Annotated in this window: 19 protein-coding genes; 10 read left to right on the forward strand and 9 right to left on the reverse strand. The window is 56.0% G+C overall.

Going from position 1 to position 16,152, the window contains the following annotated elements; all coding sequences use genetic code 11:
• Nucleotide 1 precedes the first annotated feature (1 nt).
• The 6 genes from A9Q02_RS11015 to tig all read right to left on the reverse strand — a co-directional run bounded on the left by A9Q02_RS11015 (nt 2) and on the right by tig (nt 6,029).
• Entirely contained in the window at nt 2-1,114 is a 1,113-nt protein-coding gene (locus A9Q02_RS11015) for a glycosyltransferase family 4 protein (protein WP_097653077.1), read from the reverse strand.
• A gap of 14 nt (nt 1,115-1,128) precedes the next feature.
• Entirely contained in the window at nt 1,129-1,758 is a 630-nt protein-coding gene (gene upp / locus A9Q02_RS11020) for a uracil phosphoribosyltransferase (RefSeq protein WP_097653079.1), read from the reverse strand.
• Between the two features lie 12 nt (nt 1,759-1,770).
• Nucleotides 1,771-2,505: a response regulator transcription factor gene (locus A9Q02_RS11025; RefSeq protein WP_097653081.1), complete on the reverse strand. Its 735-nt coding sequence runs from the start codon at nt 2,503-2,505 to the stop codon at nt 1,771-1,773.
• 15 nt (nt 2,506-2,520) lie between these two features.
• Nucleotides 2,521-3,831, reverse strand: coding sequence for an ATP-dependent Clp protease ATP-binding subunit ClpX (gene clpX, locus A9Q02_RS11030; RefSeq protein WP_097653082.1), 1,311 nt, complete (start codon nt 3,829-3,831; stop codon nt 2,521-2,523).
• 108 nt (nt 3,832-3,939) lie between these two features.
• Entirely contained in the window at nt 3,940-4,587 is a 648-nt protein-coding gene (locus tag A9Q02_RS11035; protein ID WP_097653083.1) for an ATP-dependent Clp protease proteolytic subunit, read from the reverse strand.
• Nucleotides 4,584-6,029, reverse strand: coding sequence for a trigger factor (gene tig / locus A9Q02_RS11040; RefSeq protein WP_097653084.1), 1,446 nt, complete (start codon nt 6,027-6,029; stop codon nt 4,584-4,586). The genes A9Q02_RS11035 and tig overlap by 4 nt, the downstream gene beginning before the upstream one ends.
• Before the next feature lie 243 nt (nt 6,030-6,272).
• Between tig and A9Q02_RS11045 the strand changes: the two genes are divergently transcribed.
• A complete protein-coding gene (locus tag A9Q02_RS11045; protein WP_245860497.1) occupies nt 6,273-7,244 on the forward strand; it encodes a hypothetical protein in 972 nt (323 codons plus the stop codon).
• Complete coding sequence (locus tag A9Q02_RS11050) at nt 7,223-7,999, forward strand: DUF429 domain-containing protein (RefSeq protein ID WP_245860498.1); 777 nt, start codon at nt 7,223-7,225, stop codon at nt 7,997-7,999. The genes A9Q02_RS11045 and A9Q02_RS11050 overlap by 22 nt, the downstream gene beginning before the upstream one ends.
• A gap of 203 nt (nt 8,000-8,202) precedes the next feature.
• Here the strand turns inward: A9Q02_RS11050 and A9Q02_RS11055 are convergent, their stop codons facing one another.
• From A9Q02_RS11055 to A9Q02_RS11065, 3 genes are read right to left on the reverse strand one after another with little or no spacing between them, the layout of a single operon-like run.
• Entirely contained in the window at nt 8,203-9,525 is a 1,323-nt protein-coding gene (locus tag A9Q02_RS11055; protein ID WP_097653087.1) for a dihydrolipoamide acetyltransferase family protein, read from the reverse strand.
• 24 nt (nt 9,526-9,549) lie between these two features.
• Complete coding sequence (locus tag A9Q02_RS11060; protein ID WP_097653089.1) at nt 9,550-10,533, reverse strand: alpha-ketoacid dehydrogenase subunit beta; 984 nt, start codon at nt 10,531-10,533, stop codon at nt 9,550-9,552.
• A gap of 9 nt (nt 10,534-10,542) precedes the next feature.
• Nucleotides 10,543-11,559, reverse strand: a complete 1,017-nt coding sequence (locus A9Q02_RS11065) for a thiamine pyrophosphate-dependent dehydrogenase E1 component subunit alpha (RefSeq protein WP_097653091.1) — start codon at nt 11,557-11,559, stop codon at nt 10,543-10,545.
• A 284-nt stretch (nt 11,560-11,843) separates the two neighbouring features.
• On the opposite strand from A9Q02_RS11065, the gene A9Q02_RS11070 reads away from it, so the two are divergent.
• The 8 genes from A9Q02_RS11070 to atpH all read left to right on the forward strand — a co-directional run bounded on the left by A9Q02_RS11070 (nt 11,844) and on the right by atpH (nt 16,084).
• Complete coding sequence (locus tag A9Q02_RS11070) at nt 11,844-12,047, forward strand: hypothetical protein (protein ID WP_097653093.1); 204 nt, start codon at nt 11,844-11,846, stop codon at nt 12,045-12,047.
• 27 nt (nt 12,048-12,074) lie between these two features.
• The gene (locus A9Q02_RS11075) at nt 12,075-12,782 is read left to right on the forward strand and encodes a zinc metallopeptidase (RefSeq protein ID WP_097653095.1); all 708 of its coding nucleotides are present in this window, start codon (nt 12,075-12,077) and stop codon (nt 12,780-12,782) included.
• Between the two features lie 3 nt (nt 12,783-12,785).
• Entirely contained in the window at nt 12,786-12,911 is a 126-nt protein-coding gene (locus A9Q02_RS25060; protein WP_097653097.1) for a hypothetical protein, read from the forward strand.
• A gap of 30 nt (nt 12,912-12,941) precedes the next feature.
• Nucleotides 12,942-13,391, forward strand: coding sequence for a CoA-binding protein (locus tag A9Q02_RS11085; protein ID WP_097653098.1), 450 nt, complete (start codon nt 12,942-12,944; stop codon nt 13,389-13,391).
• A gap of 318 nt (nt 13,392-13,709) precedes the next feature.
• A complete protein-coding gene (atpB, locus tag A9Q02_RS11090; RefSeq protein WP_097653100.1) occupies nt 13,710-14,657 on the forward strand; it encodes a F0F1 ATP synthase subunit A in 948 nt (315 codons plus the stop codon).
• Nucleotides 14,658-14,736: 79 nt separating this feature from the next.
• Nucleotides 14,737-14,970 (forward strand): ATP synthase F0 subunit C, encoded by a 234-nt coding sequence (gene atpE, locus A9Q02_RS11095; protein ID WP_097653102.1) that lies wholly within the window; start codon nt 14,737-14,739, stop codon nt 14,968-14,970.
• Between the two features lie 24 nt (nt 14,971-14,994).
• Nucleotides 14,995-15,489, forward strand: a complete 495-nt coding sequence (locus tag A9Q02_RS11100; RefSeq protein WP_097653104.1) for a F0F1 ATP synthase subunit B — start codon at nt 14,995-14,997, stop codon at nt 15,487-15,489.
• 103 nt (nt 15,490-15,592) lie between these two features.
• Complete coding sequence (gene atpH, locus A9Q02_RS11105; protein ID WP_097653105.1) at nt 15,593-16,084, forward strand: ATP synthase F1 subunit delta; 492 nt, start codon at nt 15,593-15,595, stop codon at nt 16,082-16,084.
• Nucleotides 16,085-16,152 lie beyond the last annotated feature (68 nt).

The following is a 16,152-nucleotide window of genomic DNA, read 5'->3' on the forward strand; positions in this document are numbered from 1 at the left end:
TCTATACCTGTACCGCGCTCCGCCGCATCGCATAGAGCATCATGCCCAGGACAATCAGGCCGAGACAGAGCAAGGCCACCAGTTTTGCACTCGCTGGGATGGCAAGCAGGGCGATCACTCCAAAAACGGTGCTGAGCGTGTAGTAGATCATAACGACTTGCCGCTGTGAGAGGCCTAGATCCAGCAGGCGATGGTGCAGGTGATCACGTCCCGCATGTGCAGCCGAGTCGCCCCGCACCGTACGGCTCAGAATCAGCCAGGCCATGTCAATCAAGGGCACCCCCATCACGAGTAACGCGGTGGCTAGTTTGGCCCCACCAATGATGGCACTGACCCCTAGAATGTACCCCAGTGACATCGCGCCCACATCACCCATAAACGTGCGTGCCGGGTGCAGGTTAAAGGGTAAAAAGCCCGCACATGCCCCCGCCAGCGCAAGCGGTAGAAACGCAACCGTGTATTGTGGCGGCTCAAGACTCAGGGTGTGCAAGGCGAGAATAACCCCGGCAATGAGCGTGATGCCCCCCGCCAATCCATCCAATCCATCTGTCCAGTTGACCATATTCTGCATCCCGACAATCCAGAAGACCGTGGCCCCAATCGCAAGCCACGGACTCAGGTTATGCAGATGGATCTGTTGGAGAAAGGGGAAATTAAAGGCTGTCAGAATAATGCCCCGTGCCTCGGTGGCTTGCCCCATCGCATCAGGATAGAGTGTCTGATCCCAGAGGTAGGGGCCAACCGCGATCAAAGCCGCCACGATATGCAGCACAAGACGACGTCCGGCGGGCAGATTGCGCAGGTCGTCAATGAGGCTGACGCACGCCACGACGCTCAACCCCGCCAGCAACAACCCGAGCCGCGTGCGTTCGGCTGAGGTGCGTTGCAACACAGGATCAAGCTGCTCAAAGGCAAAACTGGCGAGCAAGGCGATGGCAAAACCAGCAATCATCGCCAGGCCACCGACTGTTGGTGTCGCGATCCGATGCACATGGCGCGGCCCTGGCTGCGCAACCCATCCCTCGCGCTTGCTCAACCGGATCAGCGGTGGCGTAAGCAAGGCGGTGAGCACCAGGGCAACCCCAAAGGTGAGCGCCAGGGCAAGGATTACCATGTCACGGTGCCCAATCAACCCGTCCCAAACTGACGGTCGCCGGCATCACCGAGGCCTGGCACAATGTAGCCAAGCTCATTGAGAAAGCTGTCAATCGCGGCCAGATGAATATCAACATCCGGATGCGCAGCCGTCAATGCCTGCACACCCTCGGGGGCAGCAATCAACCCGAGAAATTTGATCCGGCGCGACCCCCACTGCTTGAGAATATCGACTGCCGCTACGGCTGAGCCACCCGTGGCCAGCATTGGATCAACGATCAACGACAGATCAATATTCGGTTCTGAAGGCAGTTTATTGTAATACGTGACCGGCTGAAGCGTCTCGTGATCACGGTAGAGCCCGAGATGCCACACATGCACGGTAGGCAAAATATCAATAATGGCCTCAGACATTCCCAGGCCCGCCCGCAGAATCGGAATGACGCCGATGCGATCAGCGACTTCAAAGCCTTCACACGGGGCCAGCGGTGTCTGCACCGTCAGCGGGGCAAGACTAAGATCTTCCGTCGCTTCATAAAAGAGCAACTGGGCAATCTCGCGCACCAGTTCGCGGAATTTCTTCGGTTCAGTCAGATTGCTCCTGAGCAAGGCTAGTTTATGTTGAACAAGCGGATGGGTGGAAACAAAAACCTGATCGCCCATAGCAAGACACCTTTAAGCTTCAGTGAGTTTATACCCTACACCTCGAACCGTCACAATCAACACCGGGCGTGAGGGTACTTCCTCCACCTTCTCGCGCAGGCGTCGTATACAGACATCTACCAGATTCGTCTCGCCCGCATACTCGTAGCCCCATACCTCACGAAAAAGTGTCTCACGGTCAAAGACCTGACCAGGATTCGCCGCCAGAAAATAGAGCAATTCAAACTCCATTGGCGTCAAGTTGACACTCTGCTCGCGGACGGTCACGTAATGGCGTGGACCATCAATAAAGAGCGGCCCGATCCGCAGTGTGGGGGGGGCTCGTCGCGACTTATAGCCCTCGACCCGACGCAGGATCGACTCGACACGGGCAATCAGTTCCACTGTCTTGAATGGTTTGCGAATATAATCGTCAGCCCCGAGTTCAAAGCCTTGAATGACATCATCAGTCCCATCGCGGCTCGTCAGCATCACAATAGGGACATCGCTTTCAGCCCGGATGTGCCGACATACTTCAAAGCCATCAGCAAAGGGCATCATGACGTCAAGGATGACCACATCAAACGGCTGTTTGCGAAACGCCTCGACCGCCTCAAGCCCATTACTAACCGCCGTCAGTTCATAGCGCGGATCACTGAGGGTGACTTTGATCAGATGGGCGATTGACGGGTCATCGTCGGCAATCAAAATACGCCGGGGGGGGCGTGGATCTTCAACGGCCCGGTCATTTGTACGAAGGAAAGGCATCCGTATAGAACCTGATCAGACGGCTTCATCAAGACGCCGCCGGTACTCACTGCGTTCGGTGCGGGGCATCAAGATCGGCAAGCCGCGCCCGTAAACAACTTCGGCATTGATAATGCATCGTCCAATATGTTCCTGGGCCGGTACCTCATACATCACATCAAGCAGCACTTCTTCGACAATGCTCCGCAAGGCTCGCGCCCCGGTACGCGCCTGCATGGCCCGCTCAACAATTGCCTCGATCCCATCCGCAGTGAATTCTAACTCACAATGATCAAGTGCCAGCAACTTCTGATACTGCTTGATCACGGCATTGCGCGGTTCGGTCAGAATCCGTGACATCGCGCTATGTGACAGCGGCTCAAGGGCCACAACCACCGGCAGACGCCCAATGAATTCAGGGATGAAGCCGTAGTGCATCAGATCATCAGGACTGATCTGCGCCACCAGGGCCGCGTGATCATCGACTGTGTTCCCTGTCGCCTGGCCGCCAAACCCGATCATTTGCCGACCCCGCAAGCGCTGCGTCACCACCGTTTCGATGCCTTCGAAGGCACCACCACAGATAAAGAGCACGTTCGTCGTGTCAAACGAAATATACTCTTGCTGTGGGTGTTTACGTCCTGGCAAAGGTGGCACATGCGCCACGCCGCCCTCAAGAATCTTCAAAAGGGCCTGCTGCACACCTTCCCCCGAGACGTCGCGCGTAATCGAAGGATTATCAGCCTTACGGGCAATCTTATCAATCTCATCAAGATAGATGATGCCGGTCTGCGCACGCTCAACATCGCCATCGGCCGCCTGGATCAGACGCAAGAGGATATTTTCTACATCCTCACCAACATACCCGGCCTCCGTCAGCGCTGTTGCGTCGGCGATCGCAAAGGGGACATCAAGAATACGGGCGAGCGTCTGTGCAAGCAAGGTCTTGCCACTGCCCGTTGGCCCAAGCAAGAGGATATTGCTCTTACTAATCTCGACATCATCAATTTTTGCCCCGGCGCGAACTCGCTTGTAGTGGTTGTAGACGGCAACTGAAAGCACGATCTTCGCTCGATCCTGCCCAATCACATACTGGTCAAGTTTCTCACGCAACTTACGCGGCGCAGGCAAACGTGCCGGACCGGGCGGTGTATTGCGACGCGGGGCCGCCATCTGCTGCTCGGTCTCTTCGGCAATGATCGCGCTACAGAGCGCCACACACTCATCACAGATAAAGACCGTGCCTGGCCCGGCAATCAGGCGTTGCACCTCGTCCTGACCGCGACCACAAAACGAGCAGACATACGCTCCACGATTGTTACTACCACTATTACGAGAACGGGACATGAACTTCTCCGCTAATCCCCAGGTCAAGGCCGATCATCAAGCCCAGATTGCCATGGCAACCTCTGGTCTAACCCTTTCAGGCCCGTTGATCGACCTCACCCGGTCATGTCACTTCTTGTCAGTCAAATCTTCGCGGCTCAGAATTTCATCAATAATGCCGTACTCTTTGGCCTGTTCAGGCGTCATAAAGAGATCACGGTCAAAATCTTTGGCAATGCGCTCAACTGTCTGACCCGTATCCTTTGAAAGCAATTCGCGCACCACCTGCTGCATACGCAGCAACTCACGCGCCATAATCTCGACATCAGGCGCATAGCCCCGCGCCCCACCACCAGCAGGATGCATATGGATCGTCGAGTGCGGCAGACTATAGCGTTTGCCGCGCGCTCCACCCGCAAGGATCGGTGTTGCCATACTTCCTGCCATCCCAACACAGACTGTGGCAACATCCGGGCGAATGTGGCGCATCGTATCATAGATCCCCAACCCGGCTGTAACCGAACCGCCAGGGCTATTGATATAGAGCCAGATATCGCGATCGGGATCTTCACTTTCAAGGAAGAGCAACTGAGCGACAATCAGATTAGCAATCTGATCTTCCACCGGCGTCCCAAGAATGATGATCCGTTCCTTGAGCAGCCGTGAATAAATATCAAAGGCCCGCTCACCACGACTCGTACTCTCAACAACCATTGGAATCAGAGCTTCGGGGCCTTGTGATGACCATTCCATGCTCTTGGGCGAAATCCATTTCATAGGGTTCGTTCCTCACTTGTCACAGGCTCATCACGTGTCACCGGTGCTGTTTCGCTCACGCTGGGTGCCTCAGCGTCCTCAGCCTCACCCTCAAGCGCTTCTACGTCAGACCCTGCCGCATCGACTGGTTCTTCTTCCACGCTAGGTTCAATCCCGGCTGCAAGCTTGAGTACCCGCTCACGCAATTTACGGTCAATCAACGCATTGAAAATCATGCCACGCATCTCCCCCTGAAAGGCATGCATGACCTGAGCGCGCTGCTCTTCACTGTAATCAGCGACCGCACGGATAATCTCGGCCTCGATCTCTTCTTCCGAGACATTCAATTCTTCACGTTCCACGACCTCGGCCAACGCAAGCGTCACTCTCGTGCGCTTCTCGGCCTCGGGCAAGAGGGCTGCAATCGCCTGCTCTCTGGTTTCACCACGAAACTGGAGCATCTGCTCGAGCGTAATGCCGTAGCGAGCAAATTCGCGGCCCTGATCTTTCAGCATATCATCCGCCATGTTCTCGATCATGACGTCAGGGATATCAAACTCGGTTATCTCGAGCACATGGTCGATGAATGTATCAAGCACTTTGCGCTCGGCAACATGACGCGCCGTTGTTTCAAGATCACTACGCGTCTTGGCGCGGAGTTCTTCGAGGGTTCCCTCGAATTCCTGCAACTGAGGCAACTCTTCCCACAACGGCAAGACCCGTTGTTGCATGCTCAGCACTTCAACCTTGAACGTGACTTCCTTGCCACGCACACGCTCATCTTCGTGATCCTCAGCCATCTGCGAAACAACGTCAACGGTATCACCAACGTTGACCCCGATGAGTGCATTGTAGAGTTCGTCTAGCAGACGACCTTTGACCAGATCGAGGGTATGTTCACCACGCTCCTCGCCTTCTTCGCGCTCATCAAGTGTTTCACCATCGACAAAGGTCTCAAGGTGAACTTTGAGGCTATCTCCCTCCTGGGTTGGCCGTGGCTCGTCCAGTTCCTTGAGTACCACATGACGATCACGCATTGCATCCATCATGCCTTCAAGCTGTTCGTCGGTGATTTCATCAGGCTCGAACGGCACCTGGATCGCTTGGTAATCACCAACTTTGACGGTGGGGGGCAAGGGCACCGTAATGGTGAAAACAAAGGGGTCAACCGAGGTAATGACATCAAGTTCGGCAGGGCCGATTGGTTCGAGCTCTTCCTGGATGATTGCATCCTGAAAGGCTTTTGAGATCAGATCATTCTGCGCATCTTGAATCAGTGCTTCGCGCCCAAAGGTACGCTCAATGATAAAACGCGGTGCTTTGCCTCGGCGAAAGCCATGAATCTGATACTTCTGAGAAAAACGACGAGCAGCCTGGTCGAGCCCGTGCTCGAAGCGTGCTGCATCAAGCTCAATCTGCAAAGACATCCGGCTCTTGGGTAATTTTTCGGTGGTAACCTTCACGCTGACATCTCTCCGTACTCAAAGCTACACTGCACGAACAATCGCTGTACCACAAGGCACAGCAGCACGCGCCGCTGCGAGACGCTATCCTGTGCCATTATAGCACGTTGATGCGGTCGTGGAAAGTCTCAGGTCGGTTGCTCTGGTTGACATCGCTTCTTCTTCATGGTACATGTTACCCCAACTTCATCTGCGTCGTAGCCTTTTTCCGGCACCCTGTTAGTGCTGGAGGAGTAAACTATTTTGTCGCCTATTCAACGCGCAATGACAGCGCTTGCATCGGTTGTTGGCTTGCTCACCCTCTTTGTGCTGTTAGGAGCTGGTGTGCCTGAGCCTTCACCTTCGATGTACTCAGCTGCGGTTATTGTTGCCCCCCAGCAACTGACCCCTTCAGCAGTGGCTGTTGTGCCAACTGCGACGGCTACACCAATTCCGTTGCATCCAACCGCAACCCTTGCCCGCCGCGATTTTAATGAGACGACGGCAGTCAAGGTTGCCCCCACGAGTTTCCTCCCCGGACGTGGGCCTGCGCTCCCGGGTGAGTTTGTCTATGCTAGTCGCCGAGCCGATTTTTATGTAGGTCGGGGGACTTTTTCTCCTGAGCAGGTCATCCAGCTTGCTCTCAAGTCCGAGCACGCCCTCTCGTACATGCAACGCCGTTTTGCGGTAACCCTGAATGAGCGCATTTCAGCTGGTGTCTACCATACGAGCCTCGCGCCTGGTCGAGGGACACGTGGTATTGCGTATACCTACGGTCATACAAATGTCCGTATTTATTACCGTGCCAACGAAGATATGCATAATGCGCTCGTTATTCTGGCGCACGAGTTTGCGCATGCACTTCAGGCCGAAGCTTATGGCAAAGATGCGCAGTCCCGTTCCGATCTGGTTTTACTCGAGGGCCTCGCGAGTTGGATCGCTGGCGAATACTGGTTGAGTCTGTCAGGTGCCATGTCATTCCAAGAACTCGCCCAAAAGCACTATCGGGCTGGCTATACGAGCAGTCTTGCGACCATGGATCGCCGCAATCAGAATGTTGCCTACGATATGTGGGCCGGCTTTGTTGATTATCTGACCCGTACCTATGGCTGGGATAAGTTCAATACGCTCTATGCCAATGGTCGTGGGCGCGCCGCAGGCTCAGCCAATTATGTCGAGATCTATGGTAAGTCGTTTCAGGAGTTGCAAAACGAGTGGTATGCGACCCTCCGATAGGCCCCTGGAGCTATCTTGGGCTTGATCTGGCTTGGTCAGCCCGCAATCCGAGTGGTCTTGCTGTTCTCCGTGGTGGGCCGCATGGCGCAACGCTCGTTGAACCACCACGCCTGATAACGGCGCTTGATGATCTTGTTGCCTATATGCTGGCTCAGGTCGGCGATGGCCCGGCGATCCTTGCCGTTGATGCACCCCTCTGGGTGCCCAATGTGACTGGTCAGCGTCCTGCTGAAACTGCCCTCGCACGCGCCTTTCGTGCGTATGAAGCTGCAGCCCATCCTGCGAATCGCCGCTTGCTCAATCGTGATGGCACTGGTGTACGCGGCGAACAACTACTCGAACGCCTGGCCCCCTACGGTTTTCTGCCTGTCACCTGCCCTGAACCCACCGCCAGCGGTCGTTTGGTGACCGAGGTCTATCCGCATCCCGCCATGATCGCCCTCTTCGGACTCAACAAAACCTTGAAATACAAAAGCCGCCCCGGGCGTGACCACAACCAGCGAGTCGCAGCATGGCACATCTATCAACAGCATCTGCGCTTGCTCACCAACACCGATCCGAGCCTCAATGGCCACCTCGCTATGCTCGAGCCTGATGTCGCCACTCTACGCGGACAGCGCCTCAAAGCCTACGAAGACCAGATCGATGCCCTCTTCTGTGCCTACATTGGTCTCTATGCCCATCGGTGGGGCGAGGCACGTTGCCAGGTCTTTGGTGATCGTGCTACTGGCTGGATCATGACGCCGCGTATCTAGGGCTGACGCTATGCCACCCTCACCCGTATCAGCATACGGGCGGAACGAACACCCTGAGCGCCAAGCCACCCTCACCCGTATCAGCATACGGGCGGAACGAACACCCTGAGCGCCAAGCCACCGATGAACGCTATGCCGCCCTCACCCGTATCAGCATAGGTTGGTAGGGCGAACGCCCTACCAACCTATGCGCCATCCCTCACCTATACAGCTTCAAGCGCACGCTTGATATCCAGCAACAACGTATCTGCCGTTGCCCCGTCAGCAATGCGGTGATCAAAGGTAAGTGACAGATATGCCATAGGCTTGATCGCAATCGCATCTACCCCATGCTGGGTGATGACGATCGGTCGTTTGACGACCGCCCCGACACCGAGGATGGCTGCCTGTGGCTGATTGATGATCGGCGTGGCAAAGAGGCTACCTCCGACCCCGTGATTGGTGATGGTAAAGGTGCCGCCCTGGGTCTCGTCAGGTTGGAGCCGCCGTGTGCGTGCGCGGCTTGCCAGGTCACCCACAGCCCGGGCCAAGCCAAGGAGGTTCTTTTCGTCGGCATCGCGAACCACCGGTACCAGCAGACCTTCATCAAGCGCAACGGCCACCCCAATGTGGATGCGCCGATGGATCACAATGCCTTCGGCGGTGAAACTGCCATTAAAGACCGGCGTTTTGCCTAGCGCCGTCGCTACCGCTTGGACGACATACGGTGTGACCGTCAGGCGTACGCCCTGTTGCTCAAAGCTCGCCCGGTGCGCCTCACGATGCGCCATAACGCTGCTCAGGTCAACTTCCATCACCGTGGTTACATGGGGCGAGATGCGCACCGAGCGTTCCATGTGTTCGGCGATCCTGCGACGCATCGGCGAAAGCGGTACCAATTCAGCGTCTTCAGGCAAGGCAAGCCGTTCCACTGGGCGTGCGTGCGATGCCGGCATTGCTGGCCCCGCCTGCGCAACCGGGGGCACCATCGGTGGCATCGGGGCTGAGACAGGTGCCGCCAACTGAACTGGATCGCTCGTGGGGGCAGCATCACGCGCCGCAACAAAGCGAAGGACATCTTGCTTGGTAATCCGGCCCCCCTGACCCGTTCCAGGAATACCCGCTGGATCAAGCCCATGTTCAGCGATCAGGCGCGCAACAACCGGCGAAAGAAAGGTATTGTGTCCTGATGCAGAGGGTGTCGGCGTAGCTGCCAGAGCAGACCCAACCTCGGCACGAGGAAGTGCCCCGGCCTCGGTGGGCGCTGGTTGCGCCGCCATCTCGGGCGGCACTGGCGCTACCGCGTCAGCAGGGCTACCCAGCCGGGCAATGACCGTACCCACCCGGACGGTTTCACCCTCTGGCACCAAAATCTCCAGCAACGTCCCAGCAACAGGGGCCGGCACCTCACTATCAACTTTATCGGTAATCACCTCAAGCAGAGGCTCATATTTCGCAACAGTCTCGCCCGGTTGTTTCAACCAGCGCCCGATGGTTCCCTCAGTAACACTCTCGCCCAGTTGGGGCATCGTAAGCTCGGTAGTCATAGGTTGTTGCGTTCCATCTGCACACTAATAGGCGGCGAGGCGGCGCATCGCCTCGGCAATCTTCTGCGGATTCGGCATAAAGGCATCTTCGAGCGACCGCGCAAATGGCATCGCAGGCACATCAGGCCCACCAAGCCGCACAATTGGGGCATCCAGATGCTCGAAGGCATGCTCGGCGATCAGGGCCGCGATTTCCCCCCCGAAACCTCCGGTCAGGTTATCCTCGTGAACAATCAACACCTTGCCAGTCCGTCGGCTACTCGCCAGGATCGTCGGCACATCCAGCGGGCGCAGCGTACGCAGATCAACGACTTCAACGCTCACCCCACTGGCAGCAAGACTCTGCGCTGCCTCAAGACAGTAATGGATCATCAAGCCGTAAGCAAAAACAGAGAGATCCTCGCCAGGGCGTTTGATCTCCGCAGGCCCGATCGGCACGCGATAATCATGCTCGGGCACCTGACCTTTGATCAAACGATAGGTCTTTTTATGTTCAAGAAAGAGCACGGGGTTATTATCTTCAATCGCACTCTTCAACAGACCCTTGGCATCATAGGGGGTCGCAGGCGCAACCACCTTGAGCCCGGGCACGTGCGCAAAAAAAGCCTCGATACTCTGACTATGGTAGAGTGCGCCGTGAATCCCGCCGCCATAGGGGGCACGGATCACCATCGGCACCGACCAGTCACCATTCGAGCGATAATGGATGCGGGCGGCCTCCTGGACAATCTGGTTAAAGGCGGGGGCAATGAAGTCCGCAAACTGAATCTCAGCAATCGGGCGCGTATCATTCATCGCGGCCCCGATGCAGGCACCAACAATCACACTCTCGGCGAGGGGTGAGTCAAGCACCCGCAAGGGCCCATATTTATCAATCAAACCCTCGGTCACGCGAAAGACCCCGCCACGGCGTCCGACATCCTCCCCAAAAATAAAGATCCGCTCATCCTGAGCCATCATCTCATCGAGGCCCTGACGGATGGCCTCCAGCAGGTTTATCTCTGGCATAATCGTTTCTCACAGTGCATAAACATGGTTATGGAGCGTCTCGGGATCGGGCATAGGCGCCTGTTCGGCCGCTTCAGTTGCCGCATCAACTTCAGCGGCGACGTCAGCACGCAGATCGCGTTCTTCGGCCTCACTCACCATATCCTGGTCGTGCAGATAGGCCGCAAAACGGGCCAGAGGATCGCTGAGGCGCATACTCTTCAGTTCACGCTGTGAGCGATAGGTACGATCATTATCATCAGAACTATGGGCGGTGAGACGAACGACCCGCGCCTCAATCAAGGTAGACCCATCGCCACGCCGGGCTCGTTCAACCGCACGGCGGGTCACCTCGTAGACCGAGAGCACATCGGTGCCATCCACACTGATGCCAGGAATGCCATAGGCTGGCCCACGGTCAGCTACACTCGTCACGGCCATCTGCTGCTTCTGAGGAACACTGATCGCGTATTCATTATTTTCACACTGGAAAATGACCGGCAACTGCTGTACCGCAGCCAGATTAATGCCCTCATGAAAATCACCCTGACTGGTTGTCCCTTCACCAAAGCTTGTCCAGACCACGGCATCACCACCTTTAATTCGTTCCGCGAGACCAACACCAGCTGCGTGGGCAATCTGGGTTCCCACCGGTGACGACTGCGTAATAATCTTGAGGCGGCGATGCGAATAGTGGGCTGGCATCTGTCGCCCACCGGAACTGGGGTCAGTGGCGCGGGCAAAGAGTCCGAGCATCACTTCGGTTGGAGTCATCCCCATCACAAGCACGGTTGCGAGCCCCCGGTAATAGGGCAACGTGAAATCCTTGCCACGGGTCAGCGCAAAGGCCGCACCCACCTGTGCGGCCTCGTGACCCTGGCACGAAATAACAAAGGGCGCTTTGCCAGCCCGGTTCAGCAACCACATCCGCTCATCGAGCACCCGTGCCAGCAACATAAACCGAAACATCTCGCGCAATGTCGCTGCCGATAGATCCCCTCCCGACTCGGAGGCACCAGGGACAAGATCAGCAATGGATACAGTCATCAGGCTCTCCTCAATCTGCGCTTACGCACAATAGCTACGCAGCAAAAAACCCCGTAACCGTGTGGCACGGGGTGCATTGAAAAGTGTGCGCCGGTTGGCACTCGTGCGAAACAGAGTTGACACACAACGTCTTCTTTGACGGCCACCTGGATATATAGTAGTGTAGCACAGAGCACGTCTCGCTGCAAAAGCGCAAGGTTGCTATGGCGTAGCTGCGCCCCTCATGCTACAATATGCTCGTTCATAATCCATCGCTTCTGCATTGACGTAAGGTATGCCGTCTCATGAGTAGTGACACAATCACGAAGCCGAGCCTGAAGCGTGATATCGCTCGCCTCATTCCTGCCGAAGATGAACAACCGCTCCTGCGCGGTGTCTTGATCGGTGTCGCAATTGGGGCGACAATCGTGACGGTCGTGCTGGTTGCACGGACAATCAAACAACGACGGGCAGCGGCCAACCCTACCCCGCCTGCACCGTCAGCCTGAAAATGGCCTATCTCGACGGAGTAAAAAATGTTTGTTTTTGATCCACTTTATTTTCTCTTTGCTGTCCCTGCGATGTTATTCGCCATGTGGGCACAGTTCCGGGTCAAGTCTGCTTACAACAAATGGTCACAGGTGCGCAGTGCGCGCAGTCTGAATGGTTTCGACGTTGCCCGTACCTTGATGGACAATGAAGGCCTGCAACATGTCAAGGTCGAACGCATCGATGGCATGTTGACTGATCATTACGATCCACGCGACAAAGTTATTCGTCTCTCTGAGGGATCCATTCAGCCTTCGGTGGCAGCCATGGCGATCGTGGCCCACGAACTTGGGCATGCCGCTCAAGACAAAGAGGGGTACTTCTGGTTGCGTGCCCGGGCCAGCATTGTTGGCATTGCCAATCTTGGCTCAAACCTTGGGACGATCCTCTTTTTTGTTGGTCTCTTACTGGCTTCCCTAGTTGGGCAGGGCCAGCTTGGTTATAGTATCGCGGTTGCTGGGGTTGTCCTGTTCTCGGCGGCAGTCGCCTTTACGCTAGTGACGTTGCCCGTCGAGTTCAATGCGAGTGCTCGTGCCAAAGCAATGCTCGAGCGGAATGGGCTTGTCTCAGCCAACGAAGCTGCAGGTGTCAATGCGGTCTTGCAGGCAGCAGCCCTGACCTATGTTGCTGCGGCAGCTCAATCAATTGCACAACTTCTCTACTTCATCACCATCCTTATGCGACGGAGGGACTAAACAATGGATCAGGATCTACGACGACGAATGGTATACGGTCTGATTAATCTCGCCCTGGGCCTTGCCGCAGCATGGCTCGCAACCTATCTAACGAACAAAATCCTTGGATCATCTGAGAGCGAGGCCTAAAGCGTTCGTTGACCAGAAAAGGTGGGGCCAATGGAGAACTGGCAAACTAATTTGCTGCATACGTCTGATGCGATCAGGCAGTTACTGAGTCAGTTGCGTCGCGTGGCGGTGCTTGGTATTCGTCCCGAACGTATGGCACATAAACCAGCCCATTATGTCCCGGCGGCTCTGGTCGAGATGGGGCTCGAGATTGTCCCTGTCCCAGTGCTCGACCAGGATGTTCCGACCATCCTGGGCCGCCAGGTCTATCCAACGCTTGCCGCCATTCCTGGCCCACTTGATCTGGTTGATGTCTTTCGTCGCTCGCAAGACCTGCCAGCCCATCTTGATGATATGCTGGCCGCTCGTCCGCAGGCTGTCTGGTTCCAGTCGGGCATTTATCATCATGAGGTTGCAGAACAACTCGCTCGCGCCGGCATTCAGGTCGTACAAAGCCGCTGCCTGATGGTTGATTACCGCCACTTCCTCCATACACCGTAGGGTACGTGTTCAGCATTCCACGTTTCAGGTGGGGGTGAACAGCGACGCTGTACACTCCCACCTGAAACAAATTCTCGCCTCATTTGCCGCACGAAAAAGGGTGTGGTATACTCGCCCTTGGCACCCGAAAAGCCCTGTCTCGTTAGCCACGTTGCAACTTGTGCTTTTTATCGTCCTGTGTTATTCTTGTTTGTGAAGGACGGAACGAATAGCCGGTGCAACTGTCAAGGGAACTGGCTTAAGCGTTCTAACCATAACGCGTGACAGAGTTAGGTTGGCCGCCAGGGTGCGGTTTGGCAGTGTCGAGGAGGTAGTGCGTTGTCGTCACGTAATCGCAACATCCTGATCGTGGTTGGCGCGATCATTGCCGGAATTGCCGCACGGTTACTTTTCCCCATGGGTCAGCCTGCCATCTCGGTCAAGGCTGAGGACATCTTCGGTATCCCCAATTTCACCAACTCCATGTTCGTCCTGCTTCTGGTCGACATCTTCTTGATTGTGATCGCCTTCCTGGCGACGCGCAATATGCAGATGGTACCCAAAGGGCTCCAGAACTTTATGGAGTGGGTGATCGAGATGATGTTCAACTTCTTCAGTTCGATCAACAAGAAGTGGACACCAGCGGCCTTTCCACTGCTCGCCACCATCTTTTTGATGGTTCTGGTCTCGAATTGGACGGGGTTGCTCCCTGGTTTTGGTTCCATTGGTTTCTGCCACGCTGGCGAGAAGCAGGCAACGCTCGCGCTCAATGTGAAGGATCCGTATGCAGGCCTGGTTCCGTCACCGTTTGCTGCTGCCGAGGGCGAAAGCAAATACCTCGGGTGTCAACCCAATGAGAGCCTGGTTGCGCTGTTCCGTGCCCCCACAGCTGATCTGAATCTTACCCTCGCTCTGGCCCTGATTGCGGTCTTCGCCATCGAATACTTTGGCTTCCGAGCCCTGGGAGTCGGCTACCTCGGGAAATTCTTCAATGTAAAGGGCGGGCCAGTTGGGTTTATTGTAGGCATCTTTGAATTCATTTCCGAGATTGCCCGTATCCCAGCGTTTATGTTTCGTCTCTTTGGCAACATCTTTGCGGGCGAAGTGCTGCTGATCGTGATGATTTTCCTGTTGCCCCTTGCTCTGCCTATTCCGTTTTACATCTTTGAAGTCTTCGTTGGCTTCATTCAGGCCTTTATCTTCTCGGTACTGACCATTGCCTTCATTGGTCTGGCAACCGAACACCACGGCGACGATCATGGTCACGCCGAGGGAGCCCATCACTAAGCGGTTCCGGGTCTTTCGGCCCTGTTCCATACAAGACTGTACGACAAGGTATAGAGGATAGCGTAGGAGTACACACACAATGGACGTAGAGGCTGCTCGCTTGCTCGCAACGGCACTTGCAATTGGTCTGGCCGCCATTGGCCCTGGCATCGGGATTGGCTTTCTCGTTTCGGGTGCGCTGCAGGCGATTGGACGGAACCCTGAGGCACAAGGCACGATCGTTACCAATATGTTCATTGGCATCGTGTTTGCTGAAGCGCTTGCCATCTTTGGTCTGGTTATCGCGTTCCTGATCGGTTTCCGTGTTCTGTAACGTCGCGTCACGTAGGGGGTCTTCATGGAAGCGCTGGGATTGAATCTGCCCAAGCTGATCTATCAGATCATCAACTTTGTTCTGTTGATGGTCATCCTCTACGCGCTGCTCTATCAGCGGGTGCTGGCGATGCTTGCAGAGCGCCGACAGCGGATTGAGCAGAGCTTGAAGGACGCCGAACAGGTGAAGTTGCAACTGGCTAACGCCAGACGGGATTATGATGCCGAGATTGCCAAGGCCCGTCAAGAGGCTGCGACAATTGTGGCTCAGGCCCAGGAACGTGCTCGGGCACAAGAGGCCGAGATTGTCGCACAGGCCCGCCGCGAGGCCGAGCGCGTGCGCGATGAGGCCCGCACCCAGGCGGTTCAAGAGCGTGAACAGTTGTTGCGTGAGGCGAAAGATCAGATTGCCGAGTTGGTCACGTTGACGGCTAGTCGGGTTCTCGATGCAGAATTGAAGGCGAGTGGGCACGATAAGCTGATCGCTGAGTCGTTGTCGGCCCTCGGTCGTCGTAACTAATGCACGTTCTGTCGCTGTGGCCTGAACGTTCTGTGAAGACCGTAGCGACATAACGTATTTCACAAGCTCGTGTGGCCTCAGGCCGCGCACGAATGAGAAGATTATGGCAACGACAGTTGACGCCAGGGCAATCGCAAGTACACTCTATGATGCACTGATCGGCACAGCCGTTGAGCAGTTGCAGTTGGCTGCCCCCAAGCTTGCCAAAGTTTCCGACGGTGAGTTGGCCAAACAGATCGATGCAGCGTTGCCACCCCAGGCTCTGCCTCAGGTGCGTAATTTCTTGCTCGGTCTCGCCCGCGAAGGCTTGCTCGGCCAGTTGGATGATATTGTGACCGCTTTCACCGCATTTGCGAGTGGGGCACCCGAAGCGGCCCTTGATGCTGTGGTGACAAGCGCCGTAGAGTTATCGTCGGCCCAGCAAGCGAAAATCCTTGCTGAACTGAAAGAACGCTATGGCACAGGCGTGGTGGTGAGTTTTGCGGTCGATCCGACCTTGATTGGTGGCCTGATTATTCGTGTCGGTGATCAGGTGCTTGATAATAGTCTGCGTACACGCCTCAGCGTGTTGCAGCGCAGTATGCTTGCAGGGTAGTTTCAATATCCAGGGGCGACAAGGCCGGCGGCTTCAGGACGTGTATGCGCCCGCAGGCTCCGGCTTTT

It is taken from the genome of Candidatus Chloroploca asiatica (assembly GCF_002532075.1).
Lineage (GTDB): Bacteria > Chloroflexota > Chloroflexia > Chloroflexales > Chloroflexaceae > Chloroploca > Chloroploca asiatica.

Coding starts and splice junctions, on each gene's coding strand:
- A9Q02_RS25060 (WP_097653097.1), top strand. CDS start 12,786: ATGGATCAGGATCTACGACGACGAATGGTATACGGTCTGATTAATCTC.
- A9Q02_RS11025 (WP_097653081.1), bottom strand. CDS start 2,505: ATGCCTTTCCTTCGTACAAATGACCGGGCCGTTGAAGATCCACGCCCC.
- upp (WP_097653079.1), bottom strand. CDS start 1,758: ATGGGCGATCAGGTTTTTGTTTCCACCCATCCGCTTGTTCAACATAAA.
- atpH (WP_097653105.1), top strand. CDS start 15,593: ATGGCAACGACAGTTGACGCCAGGGCAATCGCAAGTACACTCTATGAT.
- A9Q02_RS11085 (WP_097653098.1), top strand. CDS start 12,942: ATGGAGAACTGGCAAACTAATTTGCTGCATACGTCTGATGCGATCAGG.
- A9Q02_RS11100 (WP_097653104.1), top strand. CDS start 14,995: ATGGAAGCGCTGGGATTGAATCTGCCCAAGCTGATCTATCAGATCATC.
- A9Q02_RS11015 (WP_097653077.1), bottom strand. CDS start 1,114: ATGGTAATCCTTGCCCTGGCGCTCACCTTTGGGGTTGCCCTGGTGCTC.
- A9Q02_RS11070 (WP_097653093.1), top strand. CDS start 11,844: ATGAGTAGTGACACAATCACGAAGCCGAGCCTGAAGCGTGATATCGCT.
- A9Q02_RS11055 (WP_097653087.1), bottom strand. CDS start 9,525: ATGACTACCGAGCTTACGATGCCCCAACTGGGCGAGAGTGTTACTGAG.
- clpX (WP_097653082.1), bottom strand. CDS start 3,831: ATGTCCCGTTCTCGTAATAGTGGTAGTAACAATCGTGGAGCGTATGTC.
- A9Q02_RS11075 (WP_097653095.1), top strand. CDS start 12,075: ATGTTTGTTTTTGATCCACTTTATTTTCTCTTTGCTGTCCCTGCGATG.
- A9Q02_RS11065 (WP_097653091.1), bottom strand. CDS start 11,559: ATGACTGTATCCATTGCTGATCTTGTCCCTGGTGCCTCCGAGTCGGGA.
- A9Q02_RS11060 (WP_097653089.1), bottom strand. CDS start 10,533: ATGCCAGAGATAAACCTGCTGGAGGCCATCCGTCAGGGCCTCGATGAG.
- A9Q02_RS11035 (WP_097653083.1), bottom strand. CDS start 4,587: ATGAAATGGATTTCGCCCAAGAGCATGGAATGGTCATCACAAGGCCCC.
- atpE (WP_097653102.1), top strand. CDS start 14,737: ATGGACGTAGAGGCTGCTCGCTTGCTCGCAACGGCACTTGCAATTGGT.